We start from the raw sequence: 24,101 nt of genomic DNA on the forward strand, positions 1-24,101 counted from the left end.
CCTATCACCCAAGCACCTTTCCCATTTTTCCTGACAACAGATCCACACATTTTCCCGTAACCAGAGACAACAACCAGTAAAGCAGCGAAACCGCAAAATAGACCTCAATAATATGGGCACCGTAACTCATATTATCAATAATCTTTGCCTGTCCCATCACATCCACAACACCAATCAGATAAGCCAATGAAGACTCCTGAATCAGGGCAATGAGCATGTTGCCGAAATTCGGCAGTGCCACATAGACCACCTGAGGCAGAATGATCAGACGTATCGCCTGCGCCGGCGTCAGAGCTGACATCAAAGCCGCCTCCATCTGTCCTTTGTCCACAGACAGATATGCCGGACGTATGATTTCAGACAATGTACCTGATGCATACATTGTCAACGCTATGATTGAAAACACAATTTTGCTGACACCATTGATATCAATGCCTGCCAGTCCAAAAAGGACCGGCAGACCATAATAGGCGAGAAAGATCAGTACAATCACCGGCGTACACCTGATAAATGTTGTAAACAGGTTGGCAATCGTCTTAAGTATTTTGATACGGCACATCTTCATTGCCGCCAACAATGTACCGAAGATCAGTCCCAATGCCATACTTGTAAATGCAATTAAAATGGTAACTCTTAAAAAAGGGATCAGTTTTAAAACTGTTGTAAGAAAAAATTCCATCTGTATCCTCCGCTTCTATTCCTCTGTATCTGTAATATACGGAAGAATATCTTCACCAAAATACTCTTTTGATTTTTCTGAAATAAAACCATCGTCTTTTAACTGTTTCAATGCCTTATCATAAGCCGCTGCCAGTTCTGTTTCTTTCGGGTTAAAAAGACTCCATGTTTTAATTGCTGTAAATGAATTAAACTGAATCTGATCTTCAAGGCCAATCTTAGGCAATGTATCATCCACAACATTCTTGGAGGCAACGGCCACATCATATCTACCGTCAGCTACCCATTTATACTCATCCGCTGCATTGGTCCATTCTGCATCCACAAGATCGACCTGGTTGTCCGAATGTTCGTTATTGTATTCAACAACAATCCCATACATGCCGGATGTCGGTGCAATCGGAACCACGGACTTCTTATTTGTTGCTACATCCTCCAGTGTCTTGATATCCGCTTCATCGCTCTTTCTGACCGCCAGACCGATAATATTGCCGCCGATGCATTCCTCAGGGAACAGATATTTTGCACGTCTGTCATCATTGGAATAAAATCCGGCTACTGCCGCCTTATATTTGCCAGTATCAAGGCCTGTCAGAAGTGCTTCCTGAGAGACCGCTTCATATTCAAATTCGTATTCCGGAAGGAGTTCATCAATTTTCTTAATAACATCAATATCATATCCTGCCGGTTCACCCTGTTCATTAATATAGGATGTCGGATATAAATCCTGTCGAATACCGATCAGAACTTTCTGTACTTCTCCTGCAGATGCACTGTCCGCGGAAGTATCTGCTGCTTCCGATGATCCGGCGGCTGATTCTGCTGTTGCTGATGATGCCGTCGTTGATGATGTGCTGTTTGCTGTGCTGCTGCCGCAGGCTGTGGCACCAACTGCCAGAATTACAGTTAAACCAACCAGTGCTAACTTTCCTAATTTCATATCTTTTATCCTCCAAATCTTCTCTAATTTCCAAAAACGCTCTCTATTCTTTTTAATGCTTCTTCCACAATACTTCGCGGACAGGCCAGATTCAGCCTGATGAAGCCTTCTCCCTCCTTGCCGAACCATCCGCCCAGATCTCCGGCCACCTTCGCCTGCTCCAGAAGCTTTCGATTGATCTCATCCAATGTCAATCCCGTCTTTCTGAAGTCTATCCAAAGGAAATACGTTCCCTCTGTCCGACTGACAGCTACATTTGGAATATTCTCTTTGATATACTCCGCTGCATATTGAATGTTGGCACCAATATAAGCCAGCAATTCCTGCAGGTAATCCTCACCATATGTATAAGCTGCTTCCGTGGCCGGTAATCCGAAAAGATTCAAGCCTGCGGCCTCATCCGCTCTGATCTGTGCCATATATTTTTGTCTTATTGATTCATCCGGTATCACAACGATTGATGTCCGAAGACCTGCCAGATTAAAGGTCTTGCTTGCTGCATAGGCCGTGATGATATTTTTCGTCCCGGCAATTTTTAATGTCGGTGTATGCTTAAAACCTTCCATGATCAGATCAGAATGAATCTCATCTGAAAAGATCAGTACATGATGTTTCTGACAGATTTCGACAATCCTTCGAAGTTCCACTTCTGTCCATACTCTTCCCACTGGATTATGCGGACTGCACAAAATGAATAACTTCGTGTTCTCATTCTTGGCCTTTCTCTCAAAATCCTCAAAATCAATGGTATAGCTGCCATCCTTTTCAATCAGCGGATTCTCAACAGCTTTTCTATTATTATAGGTAATACACCTGTCCTTGAAAGGATAATAAACCGGCGGCTGAATCAAAACGCCGTCACCTTCGTTTGTGAATGCCTGTACCGCATAGGTGATGGCCGGTACCACGCCCTGAGTGATTACAAGGCTTTCTGCCGTCACATCCAGGTCATGTCTCTTTTTCATCCAGCTGATAAACGCATTGTCAAAGCTTTTTCCCTTTGGTGCCGGATAACCATAGATGCCGAAGGCTGCCTTTTTCTTCAGGACCTCAATAACTTCATCCGGTGCTGTAAAGTCCATATCCGCTACCCACATAGGCAATGCACCGGAGGCATTATAGCCCGGAAATCTACTCTCAAAACCGTCCCATTTGCTGCTGTCGGTACCGCGTCGTTCTATATATTGGTCAAAATTATATTTTCCCATAGGTAACGGTTCCTCCTAAATGTAAAGACTCGGACTTGCCTTTGTAAACAGTTCAATACCTGTCTTTGTCACAAGGAACGTGTCCTCAATATTGTATGTCTGATTCTTTGAGCTGTAATATGGCAGTTCAATATTCATCACCATATTCTCCTCAAAGACTCTGTCTTCACCCGGTGCGATGAATGGATATTCTTCACTGAACAGTGAGCATCCGATGGAATGACCCTGATGGCCTCTCACATAACCATTGAAGCCTCTCTCCTTTAACACTCTGTGTATGTCATTGAAAATTTCGCTCATTTTCACCCCCGGTCCGATATTGTTGATGGCATATTCATAACCTGCCCAGAGATGTGCGTATAATTCTTCTCTGCTCTTCGCCGTTGCTGTTCCAACCACAAATGTTCTGGCCAAATCGGAATTGTAACCTTTTAATGTCGGACCGCCGTCCAGACGAATAATATCACCTCTGTTGATTCTTGTATGCGGCGGAATAAAGGATGGTGTAAAGTTCTCACCAATAGTATGGGCGTTGGCCACATCAATGATATCCGGTGACCATGAAAATGCAGTTGTATTGAAAAGCTGAAGCACATCGGCCTCCGTCATGCCCGGAACAATGGCCTTTGCTACTTTGTTCATGGTCAGTTCACTGTAATGGGCCGCTTCCCTTAGCACTTCGATCTCCCATGGTGTTTTGATGGCTCTGGCCTCAATGAGCAGCTTCTTGATATCAACGAGATTTTTCTCTTTAAAGGTATCTGTCAGAAACTGCCATGCATACGGTGTCAGATAAGAGGGCTGCACACCGATTCGAAGATTCTCTTTCTTTTCAGGCAAAAACTGAAGAGCCAGCTTATAGGTTTTATTCAAATCCGGCTGAACTTCCTTTTCCATGCCTTCAATGGCATAATCTTCGATATAGATCCATGTGGGATAAGAGATGATCTCCACACCATCCACGGCCATTTCCGCTGTTCTTCTTGCAAATTCACTGACAACAACTCCGGTCCTGCCATCTTTTGTGACAACGGCTACCGTTCCGCCTGTCTGCCCGTTTTTATATAAATCTCTTGATGCATAACCTGTTGCATAAAATACCGCATCACCTGATGTCAAAATCAGCGCATCCAGATTGTCTTTGTCCATCTGTTCTGTCAGTCTCTGAATTATTGCTTTCTGATCTCTTTCTGCCATTTTGTTGTCCTCCTTAATGCTAAATCTCAAATGCTCATTCTTTCATTTCTAATAATACAAAAAAATCCGTACATGTACGGATTCAAATAACACCATCTATCATTTATTTCAGATCAATCATCTATGCTGGCTGTTCTCACATTCTCGCACAATATTTCGGTTTCATATCTTCTCTTTTATTCATACAACACATATTCATCTTACAACAACACATACACATCATGATTTTCTCTCCTTGCTTTTTGTTTTTTATATCATACTATTCCGATATGATAATTGTCAAGACTTTTTTTACTATTACTCTTTATAAATACAATCTATATCGACTTTAATATACATCCACCTTCAACAATTACATTTCCATAACGATTTGTGTCCATTCTTCACTTTTTATTCAGAACTTCGACACAATTTGGTCACAAGCGAATGGTATAGTATAGACATAAACGAAAAGGAAACGACAAAGTTTTCGTTTATAAATCTTTTTCATAAACTTTCCTCTTTTTAATAATAAAAGCGCTGTACTGCCAACAGCGCTTTTATTATTTTTAATTATTCCTCTGCCCTTGACAGCCACCAATATTTCTCTTATATTATTAGTTAGATTTCTAATCATTCGTTTTCTATCTATAAATTCTTAATCTACATAAAAGGAGCATTTTTCATGAAAGAATCTCTTCACTATTTACTCATGGCCAACCATTTTATGATTCAGAAGGCACTTGTGACCAGCGTCAAAGACACCGGTCTGACCTCCGGGCAGCCCAAAGTTCTGGATTATCTGAAGAATCATAACGGTGCTGTGCAGAAAGATATTGCCGCCGGATGTCATATTGAACCGGCTTCTCTCACTGCTATTTTAAACGGTATGGAAACTAAAGGGCTGATTGAACGTCGACTCTGTCCCGACAATCACCGCTTTTATAATGTTTATTTGACTGAGACAGGCCGCCTCTATGTGGGCCGCCTTGAAAATGAATTTGATACCATTGAATCTTATGCGCTTCAGAATTTTTCTAAAGCTGATAAAGAACAGCTGATAGAATATCTCAGCCGCATTTACAATACGATGCTGAATTACAAAGGAAAAGAGGATAAATCAAATGAATAAAGACCTTGCAAAGAAAAACAATAATTTAAAAGTCAGAATACCCATGTATTTTGTCGGACTTTTTCTCATGACCATCGGTATTGCCATTTCAGTCAAATCCAACCTGGGCGTATCCCCTGTTAGCTCCATTCCTTATACCATGACCTGTGTCTGGGGCATTGAAATGGGCAAGGCAACAATTTTGTTTCACACCATTCTCGTTCTGATCCAGATTATCCTTCTGCGTCGAAATTTTAAACCGATCAACCTGCTGCAGATTGCTGTCGGTGTGGTTTTCGGTTACTTTACGACCTTCTGCAACTACCTGGTATCTTTTTTGCCGACACCGGAAAATATTCTGATTCGAATCATTATGATGCTCATCAGTACGGTTTTCATCGCTGTGGGAATCTTCTTCTATCTGCCGCCTAATCTGATGCCGCTGGCAGGCGAAGGTGCCATGCAGGCCGTATCCCAGATTACCGGAATGGATTTTTCCAAGGTCAAGATTCGTTTTGACTGCACCATGGTCCTGATTTCCATTATCACCTGCCTGATCACTATTCACAGTCCCGGCAGTGTGGGCATCGGCACCGTCATTGCGGCAGTTCTGGTAGGCACAGTACTGGGCATCGTAACAAGGCTTTTCGGACAACAGCGTGATCGGCTGCTTTACGCTTAAAATCCTTATATCATAAAAAGGAGCTTTGCACATTAGTGCATAAGCTCCCCTTTCAAAAAATCAGAAGGTGAAATAGCCTTAATTTCTGATTTCTCATAATCAGCAATATTGCGCGTTACAATATATTTCGCCCCATAATCCCTGGCACATTCCATTTGAAGACAATCTTCAAAATCAGAAAAATCTTCATTTTCAAGTCCAATTATTAGTTTTGTCTTGTCAATACCAATAATATCGAATATCTCACATATACTAAGTAAAATTTCTCTTCGTTCTTTTATATTATAAGTTTTTCTAAGAATAAAAAACATATTAGATATTGAATGTGCTGCTACACATCCTCTATAAATGCCATCTACACATCTTCTAACTATTTCACTGGCATTATCATAAAAAGGCTCCCTCATAAGTAAATAGTCCAATAAAATATTTGTATCCAATAAAATTTTATCTACCATACTTTTCCTCACGATACCTTTTCAATTCATCATTTTCATTTATATCTGCTTTCTTCCGCAAATGTTCTAGCCTCTTGAAAGCATTCTTTTTAGCTAGACGTTCATCCTCATCTAATCCATTAATTCCCCGCATAATCTGAAGAACAAATGTTATTTTATCTTCCGGCAGTCTTTCCAATTCGCGCATCGCGCTCTGTCTTAATATAGTCATCACGCACCTCCTTGTAATGCCTTTTCCATAAAATCTTTTTATTATTATATCATAACCAATTATTAAATACTATCATAAAAAATCGCCCACAATAGTTTGATGCTGGCGTAAAACTATCATGAGCGATTTTTCTATTGATTATTTATTGATAACTCGTTTTACATATGTTGTATGCAGTACTTCATGAGCCTTATGGCTTCCCGGTTCGCCAAAGTACTCTTTGTAGAGCTGCTGGATAGCCGGATTCTCATGAGACTTACGAATTGGTTTAGCCGCATCGTTCTCATACAGAGCCTTTGCACGGATTGCACGTACATCTGTAAAGTTACGAACGCTGCCGCGTACCTGAGGCTGACCGCCGCCGTTGACACAACCGCCAGGGCATCCCATGATTTCGATGAAGTGGTAGTTTGCTTCGCCGGATTTCACCTTATCAAGAAGCTTTCTTGCATTGCCGAGTCCGGATGCAACTGCAACGTTGATATCCATGCCTGCAACATTGTATGTTGCTTCTTTGATACCTTCTGTACCACGAACTTCCTGGAATTCTACATTCTTCAGTTCTTCGCCTGTCAGTGTCTCAACTGCAGTTCTTAAAGCAGCTTCCATAACGCCGCCTGTTGCACCGAAGATAACAGCTGCACCTGTGGATTCACCCATCGGATTATCAAACTGTTCATCCGGCAGTTCATTGAACATCAAGCCTACTTTCTTGATCATACGAGCCAACTCACGTGTTGTGATTGCGATATCTACATCAGGAACACCTGCTGCATCTTCATCATCTCTGCCGATTTCGAACTTCTTCGCTGTACATGGCATCACGCTGACGCTGACGATCTTCTTAGGATCAATGCCCATCTTCTCAGCAAAATAGGTCTTTAATGTTGCTCCGAACATCTGCTGTGGAGACTTGCAGCTTGAAAGGTTCTCTGTCATATCAGGGAAATAATGTTCACAGTATTTGATCCAGCCTGGTGAACAGGATGTGATCAGAGGCAGTTTGCCGCCATTTTGAACTCTGTCAAGGAATTCATGTGCTTCTTCCATGATGGTTAAGTCAGCTGCAAAATCTGTATCAAAAACTTTATCGAAACCAAGACGACGCAGTGCTGCAACCATCTTGCCTTCTACATCTGTACCCATCGGATAACCGAATTCTTCTCCAAGACCTGCACGTACACTTGGTGCTGTCTGTACAACAACATATTTATCAGGATCTGCAATTGCTGCAAAGATTTCGTCTGTGTTGTCTTTCTCATGTAAAGCACCTGTCGGACAGACAGCAATGCACTGACCACAGGATACACAGCTTGTATCAGCCAGATCCATGTTGAATGCTGTACCGATATAACTCTTAAAACCACGCTCATTCGGACCGATGACGCCGATACCCTGAACCTTCTCACAGACAGCACTGCATCGACGGCAAAGGATACATTTGCTGTTATCACGAACCATATGTGCAGCGGATGTATCAATCATCGCCGGTGTCATCTCACCTGAGTAATAGTTTTCATCTTCAACACCCAGTTCCTTACATAACTGCTGCAGTTCACAGTTTCCGCTTCTGACACAGCTTAAGCATTCTTTCTTGTGGTTGGAAAGAAGCAGTTCCAGTGTCTTCTTACGGGATTCGATAACCTTCGGTGTATTGGTCCATACTTCCATGCCCGGATTGATCGGATATACACAGGAAGCAACAAGGGATCTTGCACCTTTAACTTCTACAATACACATACGGCATGCGCCGATTTCATTGATTTCTTTTAAATAGCAAAGTGTAGGGATGTCAATATGTGCCAGTCTGGCAGCCTCCAAAATGGTAGAGCCTGCTGGTGCACTGACTTCAACACCATTGATTTTGATTGTAATATTTTCCATTGTCTGCTCCTCCATTACTCTTTGTAGATTGCGCCAAAGCGGCATTTTTCCATACAAGCACCGCACTTCAGACACTTAGACTGATCAATAACATGAGGCTCTTTGAGTTTGCCTGAAATTGCACCATTTGGACAATTTCTTGCACATAATGTACAGCCTTTACATTTATCTGCATCAATCTTGTAGGACAGCAGAGCCTTGCAAACGCCGGCAGGACATTTCTTGTCTACGATATGAGCAATATACTCATCTCTGAAATAACGAAGTGTGGACAGAACAGGGTTTGGTGCTGTCTGGCCCAGACCGCATAATGCATTATCTTTGATGTAGTAGCAGAGTTCTTCCATCTTGTCAAGATCTTCCAGAGTACCTTCACCCTTTGTAATCTTATCAAGCATCTCATACAGACGTTTTGTACCGACACGGCAAGGTGTACACTTACCGCAGGATTCATCTACAGTGAACTCCAGGAAGAACTTGGCAATATCTACCATACAAGTATCTTCATCCATAACGATCAGACCGCCGGAACCCATCATGGAACCGATGCTGATCAGGTTGTCGTAATCGATTGGAATATCCATATGTTCTGCAGGAATACAACCGCCGGAAGGTCCGCCTGTCTGAGCAGCCTTAAACTTCTTGCCGTTTGGAATACCGCCACCGATATCCTCGATGATGGTACGAAGTGTCGTACCCATAGGAACTTCTACAAGACCTGTATTGTTAATCTTACCATTGACAGCGAATACCTTTGTACCTTTGGACTTCTCTGTACCCATGGAAGCAAACCATTCAGCACCATTCAGGATGATCTGTGGAATATTCGCATAAGTCTCAACATTGTTCAGGATAGTCGGGCTTGCGAAAAGACCTTTAACAGCCGGGAATGGCGGTCTTGGTCTTGGTTCGCCTCTGTTGCCTTCGATGGATGTCATAAGGGCTGTTTCCTCACCACAGACGAAAGCACCTGCACCAAGTCTGAGATCAATATCAAAATCAAATCCTGAATCGAAAATGTTCTTGCCTAACAGACCATATTCTCTTGCCTGTTTGATGGCAATATTCAGACGTTCAACAGCAATCGGGTACTCAGCACGGACATAGATATAACCCTGGGAAGCACCAATTGCATAACCTGCAATAGCCATTGCTTCCAGAACAACATGCGGGTCACCTTCCAGAACGGAACGATCCATGAATGCACCCGGGTCACCTTCATCCGCATTACAACAGACATATTTCTGAACGTTGCCTCTGTTGCCTGAAGCAAATTTCCATTTCATACCGGTCGGGAATCCGGCACCGCCACGGCCTCTTAAACCACTGGCAAGAATTGTCTCAATAACATCATCCGGGCTCATCTCGGTCAGTACACGGCCAAGGGCTTCATAACCGCCTGTACCAATGTATTCATCGATACTCTCAGGATTGATGATACCGCAGTTTCTAAGGGCAACTCTGTGCTGCAGACGATAGAAATCTGTATCTTTCAGGGCTTTGGCCTTGCCGCCGTCCTCTACATATAATAAACGTGTAACAACACGACCTTTTAACAGATGCTCACTGACGATCTCAGGAATATCTTCTGGTTTCACCATTGAGTAAAATATTGCATCAGGATAAATAACCATAACAGGACCCTGTGCACATAAACCATGACATCCGGTCTTAACAATGGCTACTTCATTCTCTAAGCCGTTCTTCTTCAGTTCTTCCTGAAGAAGGCTGATCAGCGTCTCACTTCCGGAGGATGTACATCCGGTGCCGCCGCAAACTAATACATGGGAACGATACATAGCTGTCTACCTCCTATAAATTTGTTGCGCTTAATGTATATTTACCAAGAACCTGACCACGGATCAGATGCTGTTCTACCACTTCATCAGCCTTCTCCGGTGTCATCTTAATATAAGTCACTTTCTCTTTGCCGGGTTCATAAACTTCTACAATCGGTTCATACTGACATAATCCAATACAACCTGTCTGTGTAACAATAACATTGTCCAGATGCTTAGCCTGAACATCTTCAGCTAACTTATTAAGCACTGGTCTTGCGCCGCTGGCAATACCACATGTTGCCATACCGACAACCACACGAATATGATGAGAATTATCATCCTCTCTCATATTGACCTCACCCTGCATTCTGTCACGAATGGCTTTCAATTCTGCAAGTGATTTCATGCTGTCTCCTCCTCATTCTATACAACTGCGCCGCCGTCAACTTCATGACTGTTTTCGTTAAGAAATTGACGAATATACTCTGATACCTCAGGGTTATTCAGCGGCACACCCTCCAAAATATTCTTAAATTCTCTTGTATCCAGCGTAAAGGAACGCTGATTGAACGTATATGTATATAAAAAATCTATCTGTGTGTTGAATGTGATCAAGGTATAAATCGTTCCATTCATATCACCAAGGGGCATCCTGTCAATATGGGATAAACCGAATACCGCTGTGACCTTCGTCCCGACACCGGGCTCAGACTGAATAGAAAAACTGCCTCCCGTACTCTCGGCAGCCATTTTGAAAAACGGAACCCCCAGACCGATCTTGCGGGTTGTGCGGGTTGTAAAGAACGGATCCGTCACACGGGCTGTCTGTTCTGCTGTCATACCGCAGCCATTATCTTCTATAGTAATGGTCAACGTATCCGCGGCTTCATCCACATCCACTGAAATCTGTATCAGTGAAGCTTCCGCTCTCACGGAATTCTGGGCAATATCTAATACATTCAACGCGATCTCAGGCATCATGACTAGTTATATTTCTCCAATACACCATCAATATCGTCTACAGTCAATCGACCGTATACTTCACCATTCACCATCATAACCGGTGCAAGACCACAGGCACCGACACACCGACAGGCATCCAGTGAAAACTTACCATCCGGTGTACACTCACCGCCTGCAATATCAAGCTTCTCCATGAGCTTATTGTAAATATCTCCGGAACCCTTAACATAACATGCAGTACCAAGACAGACGGAAATCTCATACTTGCCCTTCGGATTCAGGTTGAACCATGAATAAAATGTGGCAACACCATAAATCTTCTCAAGAGGTACATTCAATTCATCAGAAATGATTTTCTGAACCTCAATCGGAAGGTACCCGTAAATCTCCTGCGCTTTCTGCATGATCGGCATCAGGCATCCCTTCTCATCTCTGAGTTTCTGGATGACTTTCAGCAATTGTTCTTTCTGCTCTTCTGTACCATAGAAAGGTACTGTTTTCTTATTTGAAGCCAAAAGAATCCCTCCTTCTTTTTTCTCATAATATTACAGGTCGATTGTCCTGCTAAAAGACATGAATTTGCTTTCTTATGACAGCATATCACTATTTTTCATAATAATCAACCTATTTTTAGCGTAGAGTTTAGTAAGTTTTTAACAACGTTTGTTAAATTTTTGTTTTTATACAAATACACGCCGTCATTCTCGCTAATTTAACCCACATATATTTTAGCACTTTTTGTTGAAATCGTACACCACCCATGCTATACTGTTTACGAATAATATTATCCCTTCTCCGCAATACAACAGCCAGACAGTGTTTACACCTGTCGTCCGCTGTGCAAAGCAGTTGGAAGCCTGCACGGAGAAACAGACAGGAGGAATTTTCATGCTTGTAAGAGATCTCATCCCATTGCTGGATGCTGAACTGATTTACGGATCAGATGATATTGATATACGCGAAATCCATTCCGGATGCGGTTCAGATATGATGAGCGATGTTTTGGCCTTTGTAAAAGATCAGCCGGTGCTGCTGACAGGCCTGTGCAACCCGCAGGTTATCCGCACCGCTGAGATGATGGATATTATGTGTCTGGTTTTTGTACGAGGTAAGCGGCCGGATGAGAAGATGATCGAACTGGCCCGTGAGCGTGGCATCTGCCTGCTTGCCACACCGCATACGATGTTTACGGCGTGTGGCATACTCTACAAGGCCGGACTGGTCGGAGGTGCTTAAGGTGAACGATACGATAAAATTAGAATATACGGTCTCTGGCGAAGATTTCACTCGCGCCGGTGAAGCCAGCAGTGACCTCAAGAATATGCTCAAGCAGCTGGGCGTTTCCCCTGATGTCGTCAGAAAGGTATCCATTGCCATGTACGAAGGTGAGATCAATATGGTGATCCATGCCAATGGCGGCATTATCACGGTTTATATCTCCCCCACAGAAGTCACCATGATCCTGAAGGATTCAGGCCCGGGTATCCCTGATATTGACAAGGCCATGCAGGCCGGCTACTCGACAGCTCCTGACAATATCCGCTCCCTTGGATTCGGTGCCGGCATGGGATTGCCTAATATGAAGAAATACTCCGATGACATGAAGATAGAAACAGAACTGGGTGTCGGCACCACTGTAACTATGACTGTCCGAATCTGCTAATATGTAATTGAAAGGAAGGTGATAGAATGAACAAAAAATTCTTTCATTCTGTATACCTTGACGAAAGCCTCTGCAAAGGCTGTATCAATTGTATCAAACGCTGTCCGACCCAGGCCATCCGCGTCCGCAACGGCAAAGCCCGCATCACCAGCCAGTTCTGTATTGACTGCGGTGAATGTGTCCGGACCTGCAGCCATCATGCAAAGAAAATACATATCGATTCTCTGGATATACTCAACAACTACGCATACACGGTTGCTCTTCCTGCACCTTCTCTGTATGCGCAGTTCAATAACCTGGATGATGTCAATATTCTGCTGACAGCCCTCATCTACCTTGGTTTTGATGATGTCTATGAAGTCGGTGCCGCAGCAGAACTTGTCTCGGAAGCCTCAAGGAAATATGTAGATGAACACCAAGATCAATGGCCGTTTATCAGCACAGCCTGCCCATCTGTTGTTCGTCTGATCAGAGTCCGTTTTCCGAACCTCATTGACCATCTACTGCCGATTCTCCCTCCCATTGAAGTGGCAGCTACCCTTGCCAAAAAACGAGCTATGGCCAAGACGGGCCTGCCTGCTGACAAAATCGGCATTATTTTTATTTCACCATGTCCATCAAAGGTCACCTATGTCAAATCCCCACTGGGAACAACCCGCAGTGAAGTAAACGGTGTTCTGGCCGTCAAAGATGTCTATCCCCTTTTACTGCCACATATGAAGATTGCCGAACAGCATCCCATGGACCTGGCGATTTCCGGCAGAATCGGCATTGGCTGGGGCTGCAGCGGCGGTGAGGCCGGCGGCATGATCACAGACAGCTATCTGGCTGCCGATGGCATTGAGAATGTCATTCGTGTTCTGGAAGACCTGGAAGATGAGAAGTTTGCAAAACTGCAGTTTATTGAGCTCAATGCCTGCAGCGGTGGCTGTGTCGGCGGTGTTCTCAATGTAGAGAATCCTTATGTTGCCAAAGCCAAGATCAAACGTCTGAACAAATATCTTCCGGTGGCCAGAACCCACAGCGAAGATATTCCCCAGAAAGTGGAGCTTGGATGGCATACAACGGTTGAATATGAACCGGTTTTCAGGATTGGTGATACCATGCTTGAGAGCATCACCAAGATGAAACAAATCGAAGAACTCTGCAATGAATTTCCGGGACTTGACTGCGGTTCCTGCGGTGCCCCGTCATGCCGTGCCCTGGCAGAAGATATCGTTCGGGGCAAAGCCGAGAAAAACGACTGTGTTTACATTCTCCGCAATCACATTCATCTGCTTTCCGAAACCTACTCACGCTTCTCACACGAAGCTATTGTAGACGGCGAAGACCCGAATGCATGCATCCATATTCTGATGCATTATATGGACAAACTGACAGAAGAGATCGCATTGCTTGACTCACACAATCTGATTAATTCAGATACTGAATCCGAGGAGGGACAGGACCATGACCATTAAAGAATTAATTGACAGCGGCTTATTTAAGACAATCAATGTCGGAGATGACACAGACCGCAACATCTCCGGACTTTTCTGCTGTGACCTGCTGAGCATTGCCATGAGCAAGGCACCTGAAGACAGCGTATGGGTCACAGTCATGGGGAATATCAATACACTGGCTGTTGCTGCCCTGTGTGATGTTGGCTGCATTGTTCTCGCCGAGGGTATTTCTCTGGATGATGCTGCCAGGGACAAGGCTGTCCAGCAGCATATCACCGTTCTCAGCACGGATATGCCGATTTTTGACGCCGCACTGAAGGTTCACGAGCGCATCCATGCCTGATTTAAACTATGATCTTCATATCCATTCCTGTCTTTCCCCATGCGGGGATGATGATATGACACCGGCCAACATTGTGGGTATGGCCATGATCAAAGGCCTTGATCTCATCGCTGTGACAGACCACAATTCATGCAGGAATTGTCCCGCAGTCCTGACTATGGCAGAGGCTTACGGTCTAACCGCCCTTCCAGGAATGGAGCTGACCACTTCCGAGGAAGTACATGTGGTCTGCCTCTTTGCTGATTTAAAGGATGCTCTGGCCTTTGATGAATATGTCTACAGTCATCTGATGGCTGTTCCGAACAACGAGAAGATTTTCGGCAAACAACAGCTCTATAATGCCGATGATGAAATCATCGGCACCATACCGAATCTGCTCATTAATGCCACAGATATTTCTTTTGATGATGTTTTTGATTTGACAAAAGATTACAACGGGATCATGATACCTGCCCATATTGACAAAACGGCCAACAGTCTGCTGGCCAATCTGGGCTTCATTCCGCCGGACAGCCAGTTTACCTGTGCCGAGATCAAAGATATGACCAAGTATCATGAACTGAAAAAGCAGCATCCCTATCTGGAACACTGCCATATCATCAGCGATTCTGATGCCCATTATCTGGAGCACATCAATGAACCACATTATACCTTGTCTGTCAAAAGCCGAAATCCAAAGGATATCCTTTCAGCCTTGACAACAGCTGTATAGAAACGGGACTGACGCACGTAACCATGCATCAGTCCCTTATATCAATTCGTTAATTTTTTTACCCAACGGTAACTTCTAAAGCGGATAAAGGCCGGAATTCCTTTAAAGAACTGATCCGACTGAATCACAATGACGACCAGTTCTACCGGCAGCTTCCACCAGAATGCTGCTGCAAAAGATAATGGCATGACAATCGCCCATGTACTGATCATACTCATCACCATATTGAACTTCGTATCTCCGCCGCCCTGAATAATCCCGGCACTGACCGGCATCTGATAGGACATCCCCACCATGACAAAACTCATAATCACAATCAGATGATCTGCCAGCCGCAGTGCTTCTCCGGATAACCGATACATGGAAAGTAATGGATTTTTCAAAGCAAACAGTATAATTCCCAGAACAATTCCTACAGCCACATCGATCGTTGCCAATGTTCTGGCATCTGAACGAATCCGTTTCATATTGCCTCTTCCGACGCCATTTCCCATCATAACCGCCGATGCCGATGTCATTGCAATGACAATCACTTTCAAATATTGATAGAAGGTTGTTGCCACAGAATTCGCTGCAATGGCGTCATCTGATAAATGCCCAAGGATGGCTGTCTGCATTGGCACAGAAACACCCCACAGAATCTGTGCCAGAATAATCGGCATCGCCGCTTTCATATAATCTTTTCGTAAGGAATCGTCTGATTGCAACAGTTTTTGCTTAAACAGCTCAATTTTCTTATCTTTTATAATATAAATCACCACGATGACCAGTTCCAGAATCCGGGCTACAAGTGTACCAATCGCCGCACCCATAATTCCCATCTCCGGCATGCCAAACCGTCCAAAAATCAATGTGTAATTAATAGCCACATTGATAATCAGAGAAACAACAGATATATAAAAACTGATATTGACGATTTCCACACTCCTGAGGGCTGCCATCAAAATATTCGTTATGATATAGAACGCAAATGTCCACTTCAACAAATTCAGATACCCAAGTCCCTGATTGATAATTTCCGGTGCGTTAGTAAACAGGCCAAGCAGCTGTTTTGGCATCACTGTACAAAGCACCACAATCACAATTCCGCAGAATAGTCCCGCCTTCAACGCAATCCCTGTCAGCACTCGAATCGGTTCCTTCCTATTCTCTCCCCAATACTGGGAAGCAAGTACGACAAGTGCATTCCCAAAAGCCAGCGCAAACTGCTGTACCATGAAAAATATCTGATTCACCGTGGCTGCCCCTGACAGCGCATTCTGACTGTAGCTTCCCAACATCAGATTATCCGCCATATTCACACTATAGGCTACCAGATTCTGCAAAGTCAGAACAAGCATCATGCCAAAAAAGGTTTTATAAAATCCCCTGTTATGTGTAAAAAAACGTTCTTCCATTAATTGTTTATATGCTCCCTTCAAGTCAGACTATGATCAGTATATCATAAAACTGTTTTCTACACTAACAAATCTGCAGAAGATTTTCCATTATTAACAGATTAAGGTTTCACATATCTGGAACTGGATCTGCACTTTAAGTGCACTCATCCCAATTACGAACGGATCGCATCCACCAGCTTCCGTCGCAATCAAAAAGCCTCTCTATCAAGTTTTTAAAATCTTGATAGAGAGACTTTTTAATACATAATTAAGGATTTTGCAAATTCAGAAACTATTTCTTTTCTAAATACAAGTTTTAAATGAACATTGGAATGAAGTATAAGCCCAGGCATGTGATAACTACCCAGAATACGCACATGAAAGCCATGAAGCCCCATACATCTTTCAGTTTCATACCTACTACAGACAGTGCAGGGATAACATACAGAGGCTGTAAGAGGTTCGTACACTCATCACCAAATACGAAACCATTCAAGCAGTTAACAAGGTTTGTACCAGGGATAGACTGAGCAGCCTGTACGATCAGAGGACCCTGAACAGTGAACTGACCACCCTGTGACGGGATGAACAGGTTAACAATACAAGCTGACAGGAATGAGAAGATCGGCATTGTCTGAGCTGTCGCTACAGATACGATTGCATTAACGATAACAGAACCAAGACCGCCTTCAACATACATCATACCCATGATCGCACCATAGAATGGGAACTGAAGGATAACGTCTGTTGCCAGATGCATGCTGTCTGTGTGTGCTTCCATCCATGAATGTGGCTGCGGGAACAGGAAGCAGTTGATACCAACGAACATGAAGATAACCATGTTCATATTTAATGTTGCAAAGAAACCTTTTGTTGCAATTGAATAAATGATATAGATAAAGATAGCGGCACCAACAACCCACATGATTGGTTTGCATGTGTTCATCTTTTCAGCCGGTGTTGTAGCTTTTTCACGGCTCTGGTAATCCTTTGGTGCTACATCGGCCTGTGTTGCGATACTTCTTAATTCTACTAACTCGTCATCGCCCGGCTGTGTAAATAATACTAACACAATAAAGCAAACAGCGAGGACAACCCAAAGTACAACGTTAACCGGGTTGTAGCAAGTTTCAGCAACTGTCATTGTCTTACCTACGATTTCAGCATAGTTGCTGCCTTCTGTCGCAAGGTTTGAATACAGTGTTGCGGATGGTCCAAGGCACTGGCCAAGAATCATACAGCAGTAACCGCCGGCAACCATCATTGGGAAATGAAGACCTTTGACACGTTTAGCGAGCTGCATAGCCAGGATAGGTGTAACGATTGTACAGAAAGCCCAGTTCAGCATAGATGATACATAACCAAAAGCCATTAACAGAATCAGGGCTGCTACACGTGTGTGTACAAGACCTGCAAGGCCATCAAGTAACTTGGAAACCTGTGGGCTTCGAGCACATGTTGCACAAACAACAACCATCAGGCCCATCTGGAATGCCAGTGTGAACTGGCTGCTTAAGCCATCCCACCAGGATGTTAACAATTCTACAGGTCCAATGTGACAAACTGTCAATGATAACACAGCTACCACCAGCGTTAAAACGACACAGAAAACAAATGAATCCGGAATAATTTTCTCAGCTGCAAAATTAAATTTCTTACTGATTTGCCAAAGCGGCGTTCCTTTTCTCTTCTTCTCGCTCATAATCTACTCCCTTTCTCTCTTTTAAAACCCTCTGTCTCCCCCAGAGAACTAAATTTTTAACTGTCCGAAGACAGTTAAAAACGTCTTCGAGCAGTTATTCTATTATTTATTTCCCGTATAACATCTTGATCAGATATTCATTCAGACCACCGTTGATCTCAGCGATTTCATCTTCAGTGTAGGACATAAAACCTGTCTTCTTGCCGTCTTTTGTCTCGGCTCTGAAGCCCATCTTGCCTTCGTCGATCATTTCCTTCAGAAGTGGTGATGGTTCATGGCTGTCTTCAAGGTCTTTTAATACATAATCATGAATGTTATAAGTCAACTGAGTACCTACCATATCAGAATTTACCAGCGGCGGTAAGTATGGCAGTCTTAAACCAAAGCTGTATTTGCAGGCATCATCAACAGTTTTAGCGTCTGCAATACCTCTTTCAACGATGGAAATCGCTTCACGCCATAATGCATGCTGCATTCTGTTGGCGATGAATCCAGGTACATCCTTCTTGCAAAGAACAGGTTTCTTGCCTGCTCTTGTCAGCATATCCATCACAGTTTCAACAACTTCATCTGTTGTCGCTTCTGTTCTGACAACTTCTACCAGTGGAATAAGGAAGCCAGGATTCCAGAAATGTGTACCTACAAGTCTTTCTTTATGTTTGCATTTTGCAGAAATTTCTGTAGGGCTCATAACGGATGTATTTGTACAGAAGATCGTATCTTCGGAAACAATGCCTTCCAGCTGTGCGAACAGATCCTGTTTCAGCTGCATATCTTCCAGTACACATTCTACCACAAGATCCGCGTTCTTAACGCCTTCGCTCTCGATATCCTGTGTGAAGCTGATCTTGCTGATTACTTTATCAACATCGGCTGGTGTCACTATTTCTTTTTCAACCAGCAGTTTCATGTTGTTTCTGATCTTTGCTTCAATATCTACAGGGAATTTATCATATACTGTGATTGTGACATCGTCAAGTCCTGCTAAAACCTGTGCGATGGCGCTTCCCATCATACCGCCGCCGCAAATTAAAATCTTTTTAACTTCTTTCATGACGTTTCTCCTATTTTTCTATTGATACGGCTGTTCAAAATAATTCTGAAGTTCTTTCGTCATGTTCTAAACAGCCGACCGATATTTATTCAACTTCTAAATAATCTGCATCATCAGGCTGACGCGCACCGTCTTTTTCGTAAATGCCCATGACATCACATTTCGGACAATATCCGAATTTCTCACCGAAATCCGGAATCATGTCAACGGCATACTCAAACTTCAGGCCGCATTTCGGGCAATGATAATACATATACATTGGTCCCCAGGTCATTTCACACCTCCTGTGAAGTTCCCGACTTGATTATTTTGTTAAGCCAAGGATTTCACGTGCTTCAGCCGGTGTAGCAACTTCATTGCCGTATTCTCTGATCACACGGGCAGCTCTTTCAACGAACTGTGCATTGCTGTCAGCAAGAACACCCTTGGAGTACATAACATTATCTTCCATACCAACACGAATGTGGCCGCCTAAAGCAACTGCTGCGTACATAATTTCCATTGCGGAATGTCCAACACCGAATGTAGACCATGTAGAACCCGGGCAAAGCTGATCCATTGTTTCCTTCATGAATACAAGGTTCTTAACGGAACCAGGAATACCGTTTGCGCAGCCCATGCAGAACTGGAAGTGTAATGGTGCTTTCAGAACACCTTTCTTCAGATAGTAAGCTGCATTTGCGATCATACCAGGATCGAAAGCTTCGATTTCAGGTTTAACATTCAATTCCTGGAACAGTTTACCGCATCTCTCAAGGAATGCAGGGCTGTTGATGAAGAGGCTGGCATTTAACCAGTTCATGGAACCACAGTCATAAGAAGCCATCTCAGGTTTCAGGATCTGAACATGTTCAAGACGTGTATCATCTGTTGCATAGATATCACCGGATGTTGTCAGGTTCAGGATGATATCGCAGTCTGGATATCTTTCATGGATCAGGTTCACTGTTTCGACAAATTTATTCTTGTCCATTGTACCGTTGCCGTTGTCATCTCTCATATGAAGATGCGCGATGGCTGCACCTGCTTTCCAGCAAGCATATACGTCATCAGCAATTTCTGATGGAGTCATTGGTACGTTAGGGTTATTCTCTTTCTTTGGCCATGCGCCTGTTACTGCTGCTGTGATAATAGTTTTCTTTGCCATTGTTAATCTCTCCTTTAAAATCTAAATTAATTATTAAATTTTTCTAATAATTCCTTACGCCAATATATAATAGCAACATCTGTGCCAACTTTATTTTTTACCTCATTTTTGTACTTTTATGTGTACATTTATGCGTTTTTTCCAGTTTTTTAATGGTTTTTAGAGGAACTATTTGACAAATACGACCAAAAAGTGTATACTTTTCAGCAAAAGAAAGTGATTATATTCACCATGCGGTGATTTTTATCACCATCGTTATATTTTTATCGCTTTTAGGAGGATAACATGAGCCAACACGGTCGATTTGAACAGGATTACCTGCGTATGAAAGTACAGATAAATAAACTGAAAGCCTCTGGACTATCCGAGGAACAGCGCACTATTTTTTCAAAACTGGACAAAATGATACAGCATTTCGAGCATCATCTTTTCACTGAATATATTGATTTTGAAGAGATTTGCGACAATCTGCCAGATGCCATTTATGTCGCAAGCCCGGACGGTACGACCATTTATGTCAATGATACCTACACCAAGCTCAGCGGTATCACGAAAGCGGAGGTTATTGGTGAAAATGTTCACCAGATCAATCGTGAAAAGAAACTTTACACCAATGGTATCCTTCCCACCATTCTGAAATATCAAAAAAGATCCGAGATTATCGGTGTGATGAAAAAGACGAATACCACGGTCCACATCAGCGGATTCCCGATTTTTAATGATAAGCACGAATTGAAATACGCAGTTGCCTGTGACCGTGATATCCAGCAGCTTGAAACCGTCAAGGACCAGCTGATCCAGTTAAAGAGCGCCATTGAGAAGAAAGAAAACGAGAACAGTTATCTGCGTACCCAGCAAATTCAGCAGTCCGAAGTGATTTTTAAAAGTGATCAAATGTATCAGGCTGTTTCTACTGCCCTGGCGGTTGCTCCGACAGATGCCACCGTCCTGATCACCGGTGAAAGCGGTACAGGCAAGGAAGTCATTACCAATCAGATCTATCAGGCCAGCAAACGTTTCGGTAAACCGTTTCTGAAGGTCAACTGTGCCGCCATTCCGGATACTCTGATGGAATCCGAACTGTTCGGTTATGAGCCCGGTGCCTTCACTGGAGCCAGCAAGTCCGGCAAAACCGGTATTTTTGAGCTAGCCAACGGCGGAACACTGATGCTGGACGAAATCGGCGAAATGTCAGTTCAGATGCAGACGAAGCTGCTCCGTGTCCTGCAGAACCACGAGATCACCAAAATCGGCGGTCACAAAGCCATCCCCGTAGATGTCCGCATTATTGCCGCCACAAATAAGAACTTACTTCAATGCATCGAGGAACATACATTTCGAGAAGACTTGTACTATCGATTAAACGTTGTACCAATTCAGCTTGTTCCTTTAAGAGAACGAAAATCAGATATAGAAGTGCTTTTTTATCACTTTTTTGAAAAATATACCAAGAAATACAACAAGCCCATCGAGATCTACAGTGATGCCCTGCATCTTCTGGAAAATTACAACTGGCCGGGCAATATCCGCGAATTAGAAAATGTCACAGAACGTCTTGTTGTTATCAACCAGAATAATATTATCGACAAGAAAACGGTAGCTCTGGTGCTTGGTATCCGGGACACAGATTCCTATGCCCATCCCGAAGATGAGTACAATCTGAAAGCTTCCACCATTGCACTCGAAAAGCACATTATAGAAAAAGCCCTGGCCACCTTCCATACAAAACGGAAGGCAGCCACGGCTCTCGGCATTGATCATTCAACACTGGTCAAGAAATGCCAACGATATGGTATTTAGACGTCAATTATTCTTCTTTATCGAGTTCTATACATTCCAGATCATCCGGAACATACAGATTTCCCTTGTAATATAACCGCCCTTCTGCTGTATAGAGGGCTTTTCGGCGTTCGATGTTGTCATCCTCGGTATGGTACAGGATAAGATTTGGTACATTGAGATAAGCCGCCAGTTCACAGGCCTCACGGACGGTACTGTGGTGCTTCTCATATGGATCGTACTGGTCCCGCTGCGAATACAGACAAAAGGCTTCATGCATGAGCCAATCACTGCCTTCGGCATAACCAAAGCAGTTCTCATTAAGAGGTTCATCCCCGGCACAGGTGAGTTTCTGTCCGTTTTTAAGGCGCATTGTAAAGCCGTACTGCTTAGCCTTGGTAGATAAGATATCGAAAAATGTCACATCGTAATCCAGGATATGCTTCGTATCCCCATCATGAAGGGGTACGAACTGGATACGATGATCCAAAAGTCTTGTAAATTTCTTCGGCAATGTCAGATTGGCTATGGTTCGTACTGTTTCTACCAATGCACTGTGACAATAAATCCGAAGATTCCCTTCATACTGTTCCCTGCGCATCTTTGTTGCAATCATACGGATCATCCAGATCATACCAAGCAAATGGTCTGTATGTTCATGGGTCAGAAAAATGTGATGGATCTGCGCCATGGAAATATCTGCATCCTGAAGCTGGCGCATGATGCCGTTGCCGCCGCCTGCATCTACCAGGAAATATTCATCATCATCCTGAATTGCAAAACAAGTATTATAACATCTGGTCACAAGGGCATTGCCCGTTCCCAGCATAATCAGTCTCTCCATTTGGTTATATCCCACTCCTGTCATTCAAATTTCCTATAAATTGAAGCAATGATTCAGCGGGCCGCTTCCCTCTCCCAGGTCAAGTCCATCCTTTAAAGCACCGGTGATATAATTCTTCGCATTCTGTACGCTTGTCTTCATATCATAACCCAAAGCCAGATTGCTGGCGATGGCAGATGATAAAGTACAACCTGTGCCGTGGGTGTTCGGATTATTGACACGTTCTCCGCGATACCACATAAATTCACCGTCATGGTATAAAAGGTCATCTGCAGTCTCTGTCAAATGTCCGCCCTTAATCAGAACGCTGCCTGAAAGATTTCTTCCAATGACTTCTGCCGCTTTCTTCATGTCATCTACATTCTTAATCTCAAAACCGCACAGCTTCTCTGCTTCCGGGATATTCGGTGTAATGATATCCCCCATCGGGAGCAGGACAGAAATCAGCGTATCCATGGCATCCGGCTGCATCAGCGCGCATCCGCTTGTGGAAACCATCACCGGATCTACCACGATATTCTTCGCATTGTATTCCTTTAACTTTGCTGCGATCATCTGGATCGTCTCGATATTGGAAACCATGCCAATCTTGACAGCATCCGGAAAAATGTCCTTGAACACACAGTCCATCTGCTGACCCACAAAATCAGCACCTGCATCCAGCACCCCATAAACCCCTGTTGTGTTCTGTGCTGTCAATGCCGTAATTACACTCATTGCATAAACCTTGTGTGCTGTCATCGTCTTTATATCTGCCTGAATACCGGCACCACCGCTACAGTCGGAACCGGCAATTGTCAATACTTTCTTCATAAAAACATCCTTTCGTCAATGAAATCGCAATCTGAATTTGCTTACTCACAGTATACCATATCTTTATCTATATTGACAGATTTCTTTAAAACCATTATAAAAAAGCATTTCAGTTACTTTTTAATTGAGGA

The 24,101-nt window shown here is 43.4% G+C and carries 26 protein-coding genes; 8 read left to right on the forward strand and 18 right to left on the reverse strand.

Going from position 1 to position 24,101, the window contains the following annotated elements; all coding sequences use genetic code 11:
- Nucleotides 1-4: 4 nt before the first annotated feature.
- Genes NBH03_RS01055 through NBH03_RS01070 form a run of 4 tightly spaced genes read right to left on the reverse strand, consistent with a single transcriptional unit; the run spans nt 5 to nt 4,023 of the window.
- Nucleotides 5-679 (reverse strand): amino acid ABC transporter permease, encoded by a 675-nt coding sequence (locus NBH03_RS01055; protein ID WP_250796022.1) that lies wholly within the window; start codon nt 677-679, stop codon nt 5-7.
- A 15-nt stretch (nt 680-694) separates the two neighbouring features.
- Nucleotides 695-1,618: a transporter substrate-binding domain-containing protein gene (locus NBH03_RS01060; RefSeq protein WP_250796030.1), complete on the reverse strand. Its 924-nt coding sequence runs from the start codon at nt 1,616-1,618 to the stop codon at nt 695-697.
- A gap of 23 nt (nt 1,619-1,641) precedes the next feature.
- On the reverse strand, nt 1,642-2,826 hold the full coding sequence (locus tag NBH03_RS01065; RefSeq protein ID WP_250796034.1) for a MalY/PatB family protein: 1,185 nt from the start codon (nt 2,824-2,826) through the stop codon (nt 1,642-1,644).
- 15 nt (nt 2,827-2,841) lie between these two features.
- On the reverse strand, nt 2,842-4,023 hold the full coding sequence (locus tag NBH03_RS01070; RefSeq protein WP_250796036.1) for a M24 family metallopeptidase: 1,182 nt from the start codon (nt 4,021-4,023) through the stop codon (nt 2,842-2,844).
- A gap of 664 nt (nt 4,024-4,687) precedes the next feature.
- Here NBH03_RS01070 and NBH03_RS01075 point away from each other — a divergent pair.
- Together NBH03_RS01075 and NBH03_RS01080 are read left to right on the forward strand one after the other, a co-directional pair.
- Nucleotides 4,688-5,134: a MarR family winged helix-turn-helix transcriptional regulator gene (locus tag NBH03_RS01075; RefSeq protein ID WP_250796053.1), complete on the forward strand. Its 447-nt coding sequence runs from the start codon at nt 4,688-4,690 to the stop codon at nt 5,132-5,134.
- Nucleotides 5,127-5,795 (forward strand): YczE/YyaS/YitT family protein, encoded by a 669-nt coding sequence (locus tag NBH03_RS01080; RefSeq protein ID WP_215689152.1) that lies wholly within the window; start codon nt 5,127-5,129, stop codon nt 5,793-5,795. Before NBH03_RS01075 ends, NBH03_RS01080 begins: the two co-directional genes overlap by 8 nt.
- Nucleotides 5,796-5,827: 32 nt before the next feature.
- On the opposite strand, the gene NBH03_RS01085 is transcribed toward NBH03_RS01080, so the two are convergent.
- The 7 genes from NBH03_RS01085 to NBH03_RS01115 form a co-directional block, all read right to left on the reverse strand.
- On the reverse strand, nt 5,828-6,253 hold the full coding sequence (locus tag NBH03_RS01085; protein ID WP_227082564.1) for a type II toxin-antitoxin system VapC family toxin: 426 nt from the start codon (nt 6,251-6,253) through the stop codon (nt 5,828-5,830).
- Nucleotides 6,243-6,464, reverse strand: coding sequence for a UDP-N-acetylenolpyruvoylglucosamine reductase (locus NBH03_RS01090; protein WP_227082566.1), 222 nt, complete (start codon nt 6,462-6,464; stop codon nt 6,243-6,245). Before NBH03_RS01090 ends, NBH03_RS01085 begins: the two co-directional genes overlap by 11 nt.
- 138 nt (nt 6,465-6,602) lie before the next feature.
- Complete coding sequence (locus NBH03_RS01095; protein ID WP_250796062.1) at nt 6,603-8,348, reverse strand: NADH-dependent [FeFe] hydrogenase, group A6; 1,746 nt, start codon at nt 8,346-8,348, stop codon at nt 6,603-6,605.
- Between the two features lie 14 nt (nt 8,349-8,362).
- Complete coding sequence (nuoF, locus tag NBH03_RS01100) at nt 8,363-10,147, reverse strand: NADH-quinone oxidoreductase subunit NuoF (protein WP_227082568.1); 1,785 nt, start codon at nt 10,145-10,147, stop codon at nt 8,363-8,365.
- Nucleotides 10,148-10,160: 13 nt separating this feature from the next.
- Nucleotides 10,161-10,535: a (2Fe-2S) ferredoxin domain-containing protein gene (locus tag NBH03_RS01105; RefSeq protein ID WP_117541110.1), complete on the reverse strand. Its 375-nt coding sequence runs from the start codon at nt 10,533-10,535 to the stop codon at nt 10,161-10,163.
- 17 nt (nt 10,536-10,552) lie between these two features.
- Nucleotides 10,553-11,110, reverse strand: a complete 558-nt coding sequence (locus NBH03_RS01110; protein WP_227082569.1) for an ATP-binding protein — start codon at nt 11,108-11,110, stop codon at nt 10,553-10,555.
- A 2-nt stretch (nt 11,111-11,112) separates the two neighbouring features.
- The gene (locus NBH03_RS01115) at nt 11,113-11,607 is read right to left on the reverse strand and encodes an NADH-quinone oxidoreductase subunit NuoE family protein (protein WP_250796065.1); all 495 of its coding nucleotides are present in this window, start codon (nt 11,605-11,607) and stop codon (nt 11,113-11,115) included.
- Between the two features lie 373 nt (nt 11,608-11,980).
- Here NBH03_RS01115 and NBH03_RS01120 point away from each other — a divergent pair, with 373 nt between their 5' ends.
- Genes NBH03_RS01120 through NBH03_RS01140 form a run of 5 tightly spaced genes read left to right on the forward strand, consistent with a single transcriptional unit; the run spans nt 11,981 to nt 15,252 of the window.
- Entirely contained in the window at nt 11,981-12,328 is a 348-nt protein-coding gene (locus NBH03_RS01120) for a DRTGG domain-containing protein (RefSeq protein ID WP_215689148.1), read from the forward strand.
- Between the two features lies 1 nt (nt 12,329).
- Nucleotides 12,330-12,755, forward strand: a complete 426-nt coding sequence (locus tag NBH03_RS01125) for an ATP-binding protein (RefSeq protein WP_117541104.1) — start codon at nt 12,330-12,332, stop codon at nt 12,753-12,755.
- 26 nt (nt 12,756-12,781) lie between these two features.
- Complete coding sequence (locus NBH03_RS01130; RefSeq protein ID WP_250796074.1) at nt 12,782-14,215, forward strand: [Fe-Fe] hydrogenase large subunit C-terminal domain-containing protein; 1,434 nt, start codon at nt 12,782-12,784, stop codon at nt 14,213-14,215.
- Nucleotides 14,205-14,540, forward strand: coding sequence for a hypothetical protein (locus NBH03_RS01135; RefSeq protein WP_250796077.1), 336 nt, complete (start codon nt 14,205-14,207; stop codon nt 14,538-14,540). Before NBH03_RS01130 ends, NBH03_RS01135 begins: the two co-directional genes overlap by 11 nt.
- Nucleotides 14,533-15,252 carry a PHP domain-containing protein gene (locus NBH03_RS01140; protein ID WP_250796085.1) on the forward strand — a complete coding sequence of 240 codons (720 nt, stop codon included), beginning with the start codon at nt 14,533-14,535 and terminating at the stop codon, nt 15,250-15,252. Before NBH03_RS01135 ends, NBH03_RS01140 begins: the two co-directional genes overlap by 8 nt.
- Before the next feature lie 41 nt (nt 15,253-15,293).
- On the opposite strand, the gene NBH03_RS01145 is transcribed toward NBH03_RS01140, so the two are convergent.
- From NBH03_RS01145 to NBH03_RS01165, 5 genes are all read right to left on the reverse strand, one after another.
- Nucleotides 15,294-16,649, reverse strand: coding sequence for an MATE family efflux transporter (locus NBH03_RS01145; protein ID WP_250796093.1), 1,356 nt, complete (start codon nt 16,647-16,649; stop codon nt 15,294-15,296).
- Nucleotides 16,650-16,947: 298 nt separating this feature from the next.
- Nucleotides 16,948-18,333 (reverse strand): short-chain fatty acid transporter, encoded by a 1,386-nt coding sequence (locus tag NBH03_RS01150; RefSeq protein WP_215689142.1) that lies wholly within the window; start codon nt 18,331-18,333, stop codon nt 16,948-16,950.
- Between the two features lie 106 nt (nt 18,334-18,439).
- Complete coding sequence (locus NBH03_RS01155) at nt 18,440-19,387, reverse strand: 3-hydroxyacyl-CoA dehydrogenase family protein (RefSeq protein WP_015513452.1); 948 nt, start codon at nt 19,385-19,387, stop codon at nt 18,440-18,442.
- Nucleotides 19,388-19,472: 85 nt separating this feature from the next.
- On the reverse strand, nt 19,473-19,661 hold the full coding sequence (locus tag NBH03_RS01160; RefSeq protein ID WP_015513450.1) for a hypothetical protein: 189 nt from the start codon (nt 19,659-19,661) through the stop codon (nt 19,473-19,475).
- 30 nt (nt 19,662-19,691) lie between these two features.
- Nucleotides 19,692-20,534 carry a beta-keto acid cleavage family enzyme gene (locus tag NBH03_RS01165; RefSeq protein WP_250796099.1) on the reverse strand — a complete coding sequence of 281 codons (843 nt, stop codon included), beginning with the start codon at nt 20,532-20,534 and terminating at the stop codon, nt 19,692-19,694.
- Nucleotides 20,535-20,819: 285 nt separating this feature from the next.
- Between NBH03_RS01165 and NBH03_RS01170 the strand changes: the two genes are divergently transcribed.
- Nucleotides 20,820-22,334: a sigma-54 interaction domain-containing protein gene (locus NBH03_RS01170; protein WP_250796112.1), complete on the forward strand. Its 1,515-nt coding sequence runs from the start codon at nt 20,820-20,822 to the stop codon at nt 22,332-22,334.
- A gap of 7 nt (nt 22,335-22,341) precedes the next feature.
- Here NBH03_RS01170 and NBH03_RS01175 read toward each other — a convergent pair whose 3' ends face one another.
- Together NBH03_RS01175 and thiD are read right to left on the reverse strand one after the other, a co-directional pair.
- Complete coding sequence (locus tag NBH03_RS01175) at nt 22,342-23,157, reverse strand: MBL fold metallo-hydrolase (RefSeq protein ID WP_117541091.1); 816 nt, start codon at nt 23,155-23,157, stop codon at nt 22,342-22,344.
- A gap of 33 nt (nt 23,158-23,190) precedes the next feature.
- Nucleotides 23,191-23,970, reverse strand: coding sequence for a bifunctional hydroxymethylpyrimidine kinase/phosphomethylpyrimidine kinase (gene thiD, locus NBH03_RS01180; protein ID WP_015513446.1), 780 nt, complete (start codon nt 23,968-23,970; stop codon nt 23,191-23,193).
- Nucleotides 23,971-24,101: the final 131 nt, after the last annotated feature.

Source organism: Coprococcus intestinalis (assembly GCF_023656595.1).
In the GTDB taxonomy this organism is placed as follows: Bacteria; Bacillota; Clostridia; order Lachnospirales; family Lachnospiraceae; genus Coprococcus_A; species Coprococcus_A intestinihominis.